At 66.4% G+C, this 9,729-nt stretch carries 7 protein-coding genes and 1 pseudogene; 3 read left to right on the top strand and 5 right to left on the bottom strand.

Features of this window, described 5'->3' with window-relative positions:
* Positions 1-125: 125 nt before the first annotated feature.
* The 3 genes from AAFP35_RS26130 to AAFP35_RS26140 form a co-directional block, all read right to left on the bottom strand.
* Positions 126-1,442, bottom strand: coding sequence for an ABC1 kinase family protein (locus tag AAFP35_RS26130; protein ID WP_419224607.1), 1,317 nt, complete (start codon positions 1,440-1,442; stop codon positions 126-128).
* A gap of 81 nt (positions 1,443-1,523) precedes the next feature.
* On the bottom strand, positions 1,524-2,471 hold the full coding sequence (locus AAFP35_RS26135; protein WP_419224608.1) for a hypothetical protein: 948 nt from the start codon (positions 2,469-2,471) through the stop codon (positions 1,524-1,526).
* A gap of 90 nt (positions 2,472-2,561) precedes the next feature.
* Positions 2,562-4,001 carry a zinc-dependent metalloprotease gene (locus AAFP35_RS26140; protein ID WP_419224609.1) on the bottom strand — a complete coding sequence of 480 codons (1,440 nt, stop codon included), beginning with the start codon at positions 3,999-4,001 and terminating at the stop codon, positions 2,562-2,564.
* A gap of 99 nt (positions 4,002-4,100) precedes the next feature.
* On the opposite strand from AAFP35_RS26140, the gene AAFP35_RS26145 reads away from it, so the two are divergent.
* Positions 4,101-5,165, top strand: a complete 1,065-nt coding sequence (locus tag AAFP35_RS26145) for a PDZ domain-containing protein (RefSeq protein WP_419224610.1) — start codon at positions 4,101-4,103, stop codon at positions 5,163-5,165.
* A gap of 17 nt (positions 5,166-5,182) precedes the next feature.
* On the opposite strand, the gene AAFP35_RS26150 is transcribed toward AAFP35_RS26145, so the two are convergent.
* Entirely contained in the window at positions 5,183-5,791 is a 609-nt protein-coding gene (locus AAFP35_RS26150) for a PPA1309 family protein (RefSeq protein ID WP_419224611.1), read from the bottom strand.
* A gap of 162 nt (positions 5,792-5,953) precedes the next feature.
* Here AAFP35_RS26150 and AAFP35_RS26155 point away from each other — a divergent pair, with 162 nt between their 5' ends.
* Complete coding sequence (locus AAFP35_RS26155) at positions 5,954-8,941, top strand: UPF0182 family protein (RefSeq protein WP_419224612.1); 2,988 nt, start codon at positions 5,954-5,956, stop codon at positions 8,939-8,941.
* A gap of 33 nt (positions 8,942-8,974) precedes the next feature.
* On the opposite strand, the gene AAFP35_RS26160 is transcribed toward AAFP35_RS26155, so the two are convergent.
* Positions 8,975-9,262: a hypothetical protein gene (locus tag AAFP35_RS26160; RefSeq protein ID WP_419224613.1), complete on the bottom strand. Its 288-nt coding sequence runs from the start codon at positions 9,260-9,262 to the stop codon at positions 8,975-8,977.
* A gap of 275 nt (positions 9,263-9,537) precedes the next feature.
* Between AAFP35_RS26160 and AAFP35_RS26165 the strand changes: the two are divergent.
* Positions 9,538-9,729: pseudogene (locus AAFP35_RS26165) on the top strand (mammalian cell entry protein); the annotation flags it as partial.

The following is a 9,729-nucleotide window of genomic DNA, read 5'->3' on the forward strand; positions in this document are numbered from 1 at the left end:
AAACCAACCAGAAAACCGAGAACCCAAATAACCGACCTGTCTCAGACAGGTTGACAAATACCGTACAACACTCGCGTCTGCCTGGAGCATCCGCGTTTGCGATGTTGTGGTCGTCGGCCGACGGTTCAGTCGGCCAGGCCGGGCACCCACTTCTCCATGATGGCCCGGTAGGGTGCGTTGGCCTCCAACTGTGATGCGATGCCGACGCATCCGGCGAGCACCCGGAACACCATCACGTAGTTCTTGGGCACGTTGAGGTTTCGCGAGGTCTTGTAGACATCGCCGCGGACATCGGTCGCCTGCCCCGCGGCGCGCTGCATCCATTTGCGGGTGAAGTGGAACGACTCGGTGTACAGCGGGTCGACGTACGGCTTGAGATAGGCCTCGATGTCACCTGCGCTCACCCGATCCGCGTGGGAGCGGCGGATGAAGTCGGTCTTGACCATGAGCTCCTTGAGCTCTTCGTACTCCTTGTCGCGGGCCAGTCGCAGGATCGGCCCAGTCTCGGGAGGCAGACCGTTCGGATAATGGCCGACCGCACCGAAATCCAGCACCCCGAAGCGCCCGTCGGCGGTGATGAAGAAGTTGCCCGGATGCGGGTCGCCGTGCAGCAGACCGACGCGGAACGGTGAACTGACCTCGAAGGTCGCCATCTTGGCGGCGGCATCGTCGCGGGTGGCCTGATCGCCGGTGGTGATGATCTTCGACAACGGCGTTCCGACAAGCCATTCCGAGACGACGACCTTGGGTGCGCTGGCCACCACCTTCGGGATCACGAAATCGGGATCGCCGTCGAAGGCCTTGGCGAACGCACGCTGGTTGTCGGCTTCACCGAGATAGTCGAGCTCGGCCTCCGTGCGGTCGATCAACTCGTCCATCATCGCCTTGACGTCGGTGCCCGGCGACAGCTTCTGCAGCAGACCCGACATCCGCGACAGCGTCTTCAGATCGGCCTTGAGCGCATGGTCGGCACCCGGGTACTGCACCTTGACGGCGACCTCGCGACCGTCGGACCAGGTGGCCTGGTGGACCTGCCCGATGCTGGCCGATGCCGCGGGCTCGTCGGAGAACTCGCGGAAACGCTCCCGCCACCGTGTGCCGAGCTGTTGGTCGAGCACCTTGTGGACCTTGGCGGCAGGCATCGGCGGTGCCTCGGCCTGCAACTTGGTCAGTGCCTCCCGGAACGGCTCCCCGAACTCATCCGGGATGGCGGCCTCCATGATCGACATGGCCTGGCCGACCTTCATCGCCCCGCCCTTGAGCTCACCGAGCACCGAGAAGAGCTGCTCGGCGGCCTTCTCCAGCATCTCCTGCTGGACTTCGTCCTTGTCCCGGCCAACCATGCGTTTGCCCAGGCCTGCGGCTGCACGTCCGGCCATACCGATGGGCAGAGACGCGAGTTTCGCGTTACGTCGTCCCTGTCCCCGCGTGATGTCGCTCATAGCGTCCTTTCCCCACCACAGGATAGTGGACGCCACGATGGAGCCGACCAGTTGACCCGCGTGGCGGTGCTCAACCCGAGGTCACCCGGCCCGAGTGGCGGGGGAGCCACACCCGCACAACGGATGCGGCGGCCAGTCGACGGCGGTCAGACGCGCGGGTGCCGGATGGAATTCGAGTGCGCGGTTGAACAATTGAGGCACCGACGATCCGCTCGCCCCCGACCACAGCGCACCCGCGAGTTGTTCGATCTGCTCCTGTGCCAGGGCCGCCGTACCGCGGAGGGTCGCCGCGCTGGCATAGCCGGGCAGGTGCACCATCTGTGCGGCCAGCAACGGCCAGTCGGGTTCGAGAATCGCGCGATGATGGTCGGCGCAGCGCAGGCAGCTCGACAGTCCGGGGAGGACCAGCGGCCCGACGACGCCCACCCCGTCGCGCACCCGGACCTGCAGGTGTGCGATCCGGGCCGCGTTGAGCCCGTTGACGATTGCGGGTTCGTGCACCAGGAAATCGGTGAGGACCACGAGGTTGGTGTCCCAGTCCGCGACCGTTCGTGGTGCGCTGGGCCGACGCACCGAGCGGGTGGGCACCATGCCGACCTCGGTCAGCGAGGACGCCAGCAGGTCACCGAGCGGGCCCCGACCGTGCAGCCGAATCCGAAGCGTCGCCGATGCCCGACCGCTGTCGGTGGGGACGGCCTGACCTGCCGCGGTCAGACGGCCCACGATGCGGGCCAGGTCGGCGGTACTCAGGCCGATCGCGCGGGCGCGGCGCACCATCTCGCCGCGTGAGCGTGGCCGGGACATATCCCGCACCAGATCCGCGACCGCCGTCGCCGAGACCGGCGCGGTGACGTCGATGATCAGGCTCCGATGTGGGTCACTGCCGACGTGGACCCGATTGCCCGGCCGGACCAGCACCGGCGTGGCGGGCCGGACCAGGGGCAACGTCGCAGGCAGCTCGGCGCCGGCCGTCGCGTCGGGGGACTCGGTGGCCTGCGGCGCGGTGTCCATGGCGGTGAGATCGGACATGGCGTCACTGTGCCACCTCGCCGGCCCGCCGCGGTCGGATCGAGCGGGTTGTCCACAGGGGCGCGTCCCCTGTGATCGTGGAGGTTGCCCTCAGCTGTCGGAGCTGTCCGAGGAGCCCTCGTCGCGGCGCTTGCGCTCGGCCTCCTCGGCGGCACGCTCGGCCGCGAGGGTTTCCTCGAGTTGGGCGATGGGGTCGTCGAACGAACTCGTGCCGCCGCCGATCACCCCGTCGATGAACGCGGCCGGATTGTCGAGATCGTCCGCATCGGGCATCAGGTCCGGATGTGCCCACACCCCATCACGTTTCGCGACGTCGCCCGCCTCGAGGAGCTGACGCCACAGGGCGGAGGCCTCCCGGACCTTCCGGGGACGCAACTCCAGGCCGACGAGTGTGGCGAAGGTCTGCTCGGCCGGACCGCCGGATGCGCGACGGCGCCGCATCGTCTCGGTCAGCGCCCCCACGCTCGGGATGCGATCGGTCAGGGCCCGCGACACCACCTGCTCGACCCAACCCTCGACCAGAGCCAACAACGTCTCCAGACGGACGAGTGCCGCCTTCTGCTCGGGTGTCGTGGTGGGCTCGAACGAGGTCGACGAACCGATGAGCTGCTCGAGCTTGGACGGATCGGCCAGCAGTTCCTGCGGGTCGATGTTCTCGGTGAGTTCGGTGATCCCGCTGAAGTCGATGCTGATGCCACGCGCATAGTCCTCGACCGTCGACAACAGGCGTTGCCGCAGCCACGGCACGTGGGTGAACAGCCGCAGGTGTGCGGCCTCGCGGGCGGCGAGAAAGACGACGATCTCCTGCGCGGGTTGTTCCAGACCGTCGGCGAAGGTGGCGATGGCCTCGGGCAGCAGCACCGCGACGCCCTCGGGTGCCAGCGGCAGGCCGATGTCGGTGGAGCTGAGCACCTCCTTGGCCAACTGGCCGAGCCCCTGACCGAGCTGGGTGCCGAACGCCATCCCGCTCATCTGGGTGAGCATCCCCATCATCGGGCCGGCGAACTGGGCCGCCTCGTCGGGCAGATTCTGTTCCCAGGTCCGTGACAGCTGGGTCGCCACCGGGTCGCACAGGCGCTTCCACGTCGGCATCGATTCCTCGAGCCACTGCACGGGCGTCCACGCGACCGACCGGGTGACCCCGCTCGGCAGGGTCGTGACGTCGTCGAGCCAGACCTCGGCGAGACGCACGGCGTCGGTGACCGCCGAGGTCTCCTTGTCCAGCACCGGCGTGAAGTTGCCGATCTGTTGGCGTGCCAGATTGGTGGCGACCTGATAGTTGACCGGGCCGCTGCCCGTCCCCGACGACATGCCCGCGCCCATCCCGCTGAGCATGTTGCCGAGCTGGGAGAACATCTGGCCCAATGTGTTGGGGTCGAACGAGGAGGGATCGAAGCCCTCGCCGCCGGTCGCGAAACCGAAGGGGTTCTGTGCCCCGCCGTCGCCGCCCTGGCCTTCGCGCCGTTTGTCGTCCTTACGGCGATCGTCGTCACCGTCGCCAGAGGAGAAGCCGAAGGGCAGATCAGTCATGTCTCCACGGTACCGCCCGGTGTGCCGGCGGTGCGCACGTCCGTGTTCGCCTTGAGCGTACGGCGCTCAATGACAGGGTGGTCCACTACTGTGAGCGGAATGAGATTGCAGCCCGGCCATCGTCGGATCGCAACCGTCGCCGTCACCGCACTGGTCTTCGTGGCACTGCTCTTCGTCGGTACGACCGTGCAGGTTCCGTTCGTGGCACTCGGTCCGGGGCCCACGGTCAACACGTTGGGCACCGTCGACCTGCAGGGCGACGGCAAGACCACGACGAAACCGGTCGTGGACATCACCGGAACCCAGACCGATCCGACCACCGGCAACCTGAACCTGACCACGGTGTCGGTGACCGACGGCATGTCGCTGTTCCAGGCATTGGGGATGTGGATGAGCGGGACCTACACCCTCGAACCACGTGACCGCCTGTTCCCGCCGGACCAGTCACCCGACCAGGTACGTGAGCAGAACCAGCAGGACATGACCGGGTCGGAGGACGACGCGACCGCCGCCGCCCTGCGGTATCTGCACCGCCCGACCGAACTCCAGGTCGCCACCGTCGCCGACGACGGACCGGCCGCCGACGTGTTGCGGCAGGGGGACCAGGTGGTCAGTGTCGGCGGCACACCGGTCTCGACCACCAGCGAGATGCAGGCCGCGGTGAAAGCCAACGCGCCGGGCACCGCACTGCCCATCGAGATCGTCCGTGGAGGACAGACACAGACCGTGTCGGTCACGCTCGCCGCCCGACCCGACGATCCGAAGGTCGGCTACCTCGGAGTGACACCCGAGGTCGTGAACGCAGACCCGTCCTTGAAGATCGCCTACAACGTCGGCGACATCGGCGGGCCGTCGGCGGGGATGATGTTGACGCTCGCGGTCATCGATCGGCTCAGCCCGGGCGAACTCACGAGCGGCAAGTTCATCGCAGGCACCGGAACCATCGACGCCGAGGGTGACGTGGGTCCGATCGGCGGGATCACCCACAAGACGCGCGCCGCGCGCGATGCCGGGGCCACCGTCTTCCTGGTACCGGCGGGCAACTGTGCCGAGGCGGCCTCGGACGCCCCGGATGGCCTGACGCTGGTCAAGGTCGACAATCTGCAAGGTGCCGTGGATGCGCTCGGAGACGTCGGCGCCGGGCGTCAGGCACCGCACTGCTGATCGGGTCTGCCGACCGGTCAGTCGTCGTCGAACGTCTGCAACAGCGCCGCGCGTAGTTCGGTCGCGAGATCGGCACGGGTGCGCAGTTCGATGGGGGCGTCGGTGTCCGGGTCCTCGGGACGGATGTGGAGGACAGCGAGACTGCGGCCGTCGCGTAACGCCCCGACCGCCAGGCGCGCGGACCGTCCGCCCGGGTGGGCTCGCGCTGCTTTGCGGGCCGCGGCACCTGCCGCGTCGGGTTCGGCGTGTGATGGTCCGCCGTGCGATGATCCGGCGGCCGATCCGAAGTCGGCCTCGGCCTCCGGCGGGAGCACGACGATCTCCTGGATCAGGGCCGCCCCGGCCACCATCGGCGGCCAACTCGTGGTGGCGAGCACCCGTTCGACCTCGACGGTCCCGTCGGCGAGCGGTTCCTGCGCGACGGGAGTGAGCACGGAGTCGTCGTCGGCGTCGACGAGATCCGGACGCCGCTGGGCGAGCGTCGCGGTGGGTACGAGAGCGAACAGCATGGGTGGCCGATCCCACCCGTCCTGATCGACGAACTCGACGATCTCGCGGAGCGCGGTGCCGAGTGCATCGGGCGACACGGCGGCGGAAGAGTCTGGCGGCACAGGGCGATCGGTCACCGTTCCATCATGCCGGGTGGGGTGGTGTGGGAACCCAAATCGCCACCCGGACGTTGCCCGGACGACCGCCACGGTGTCCGGACAGTACAGTTGTGGCACGAACCGATCGGCGCCGCAGGTGCCGGGTCGGTGTCCGGATTGAGAACTTTGGAGAGTGGGTAGGTGGGCGTACGCGGGCCGGCGGGGATGCCGACACTGTCACGCAGGAGCAAGATCGCCATCGGGATCGGGGTTGCGGTCCTGGTGCTGTTACTCGTCGGGCCCCGGTTCGTCGGACTCGGTACGGACTGGCTGTGGTTCTCCGACGTCGGATACACACGAGTGTTCTCCACGGTCATGTGGACGCGCATCGTGTTGTTCCTCGTCACCGCCATCGTCGTCGGTCTGATCGTCTTCGGCGCCATCGCGATGGCCTACCGTTCCCGTCCGGTCTTCGTGCCGGCATCGGGTCCCAACGATCCGTTGGCGCGCTACCGGGCCACGGTGATGGCGCGGACCCGCTGGTTCGTGATCGTGCCGTCGGTCCTGATCGGTCTGCTGGCCGGGCTGGTCACGCAGGGATCGTGGGCCACCGTGCAGACCTTCCTGCACGGGGAGCAGTTCGGCGTCACCGATCCGCAGTTCGGTCTCGACGTCAGCTTCTACGCGTTCGATCTGCCCTTCTACCGGCTCGTCCTGAACCTGCTGTTCGTCTCCGTCGTGATCGCCTTTCTGGCGAATCTGCTCACGCACTACCTGTTCGGCGGTATCCGGCTCGGCGGCGGCGGCACCGGACCGTCGATCACGACGGCGGCGCGTATCCAGCTGGCGGCGCTCGCCGGAACCTTCCTGCTCCTCAAGGCAGTGGCCTACTGGTTCGACCGGTATTCGCTGCTGTCGAGTGAACGCAGACAGGAGATCTTCACCGGCGCCAGCTACACCGACATCAACGCGGTGCTGCCGTCGAAACTGATCCTGATGTCCATCGCGATCATCTGCGCCGTCGCGTTCTTCGCGGGCGTCGTGCTGCGGGACCTGCGTGTCCCGGCGCTGGCGACCGCGTTGATGGTGTTGTCGGCATTGGTGATCGGGGTCGGTTGGCCGTTGGCGATGGAGCAGTTCTCGGTGAAGCCGAACGCTGCCGAGAAGGAGTCGCCGTACATCGCGAGAAACCTGGAGGCCACCAAACAGGCCTACAAACTGCGCGACGACCAAGATGTGTCCTACGAACCCGACTGGACGGCGACCAAGGCCGATCCGGTCGCGGTCAACAGTGACGCGGCGACGTTGTCGAACATCCGCATCCTGGACCCCAACGTCATCGCACCCGCCTTCAACCAGCGTCAGTTCTTGAAGAACTTCTACGGATTCCCCGCCCAGCTGGCGGTGGACCGCTACAAGGTCGACGGTCAGGAACGCGACTTCGTCGTCTCCGTACGTGAGCTCGACCCGTCGAAATACGGTGAGAACCAGCAGAACTGGATCAACAAGCACACCGTGTTCACCCACGGCAACGGATTCATCGCGGCGCCGGCGAACACGGTCGACGAAGCATCGTCGGACAGCGAGAGCGATCGCGGCGGCTTGCCGGTGTTCAAGGTGAGCGACCTCGAATCGATCCGGTCCCCGGAGTATCAGGCGAACGCACCGATCAAGGTCAAGCAGCCGCGCATCTACTTCGGTGAGCTGATCGCCAAGGTCAACCCCGACTACGCCATCGTCGGCTCGACCAGCGGCGACCACGAGTACGACGAAGACGGCAAGAACTACACCTACACCGCAGATTCCGGTGTGTCCCTGGGTAACTGGTTCAACCGCTTCCTTTATTCGGTCAAGTACACCGAGCGCAACATCCTGCTGTCCGGGGCGATCAACGACAACTCGAAGATCATCTACGACCGCGACCCCCGCGACCGGGTGAAGAAGGTCGCGCCCTGGCTGACCGTGGACTCCAAGACCTATCCGGCGGTCATGGCCGACGGATCCATCAAGTGGATCGTCGACGGGTACACCACACTCGACACCTATCCGTATGCACAACGGATGTCGTTGCAGGACGCCACCGCCGACGCGCAGGCGCTCAACCAGGGGCAGACGGGACGCACCCAGGTGAACCGTCAGGTCTCCTACGCACGTAACTCCGTGAAGGCCACCGTGGACGCCTACACGGGCAAGGTCGAGCTCTATCAGTTCGACACCTCAGATCCGGTCCTGAAGACATGGATGAAGGTGTTCCCCGGAACGGTCAAGACCCGGGCCGAACTCGATCGCCACCAGGATCTGATCTCGCACTTCCGGTATCCGGAGGACCTGTTCAAGATCCAGCGTGCGTTGCTCGCGAAGTATCACGTGTCCGACCCGGAGACGTTCTTCCGTAGCAACAACTTCTGGTCGGTTCCGTCCGATCCGACGAAGGACCAGGCCACCCAGCAGGGGCTGAATCAGCCGCCGTATTACTTCACGGCTGCGGCGCCGGGCGCCAAGAACTCGCAGTTCCAGCTGACGACGGTGATGACGGGCCTCAACACCCGCAACCTCGCGGCGTACATGACTGCGTCGTCGGACCCGGAGGACTACGGGCGGATCACGGTCAAGATGCTGCCGACGGCACAACAGACGGTCGGTCCGCAGCAGGCGCAGGAGAACATGAAGAGCGCCGGCCCGGTCGCGTCGGACCGAAAACAGGTGGAGGACACCACCCGGGTGACGTACGGAAATCTGCTGACGCTGCCTGTCGGTGGCAACGGGATTCTGTATGTGGAGCCGATGTACACGCAGTCCAAGACCGATGACTCCGCGGTCCCGAAGCTGTATCGGGTGCTCGTCTACTACAACGCGGCGTCCAACGACGCGCGTGTGGGTTATGCCGCGACGGTCGCCGAAGCGTTGCGTCAGGTGGGGATCAACCCGTCCGAGGTGACCGCGCCGGCCAGCGGACCGCCCGTGGAGGGCGGCTCGTCGGAGCAGCCGGCGCAGAGCAACAACGCTGCCGCGCAGCAGCCGGGTCAGGGCGACTCGGCGGAACGCAATGCTGCGGTGCAGGCGATCGGAGATGCTCTCACGGCGTTGAAGGAAGCCCAGACCAAGGGTGATTTCACCGCGTACGGTGAGGCGCTCGATCAGCTGAACAAGGCTGTGGCGCAGTACGAGTCACTGCCGGCGGGGAGCTGAGTCCCCGTCTGCAGTGACTCGCGGGTCGACTTCTCAGTCGCGGTAGCGGCGCATGTAGCGGCCGAGTTCGGCGTCGGTGTTGTCCGGTAGCACCGGGCTGTGATGGTGCCGGTGGTTCAGTGTGAACAGGATCGACACCGCAGTCGCGAACGCGGCGACCATCAGGAGACCGAACAGGATGGCCGGGATGACGTCGCCGCCCGCCATCGAGACGAGCCAGAGCGCGGCAGAAGCGAAACCGCCGAGCAGCAGTAGATAGCCGATGACACTCATCGGGTGGTTTCCGTGGCTCTCATGGTGGGGCAGGTGGTGAGTTGCCATGGTCACTCCTCCTTGTCGGTGGGCGTATCGCCCAGAATACGCTCCTGTGATGTTCATCACATAGGGGCCAAAGGTCACTCGTGATGACCCCCATCCGACGGCGTCGCATGCCGGCGGTGACCGGCCGCCCAGCGGAGGGCGTGAGTGATCACGGTCATCGTCGGGGGTGTGGCACAAGTGCGCCACGATCGACGCCAGAAGAACTAACTCGCCAGTAAGGTGACGTCCGCGCTGGCCTGCGCGTTAGGTTTGTCGGGAAAGGCGGTTCGGGGAAAATGCCACCACTATCGCGATTGGCGCGAACGCAGATCGCGATCGTCGTGGTGCTGGGCCTGCTGGCGACCGCGTATGCGGCAGTCCGCTACGTGCACGTGCAAAGGGCCGTCGGGATCGGTGTCTACACCGTGACCGCGTCCATGAAGGACTCCGGGGGCATCTTCACCAACGCCGAGGTCACCTATCAGGGT

The organism is Gordonia sp. CPCC 206044 (assembly GCF_048537895.1).
GTDB lineage: Bacteria > Actinomycetota > Actinomycetes > Mycobacteriales > Mycobacteriaceae > Gordonia.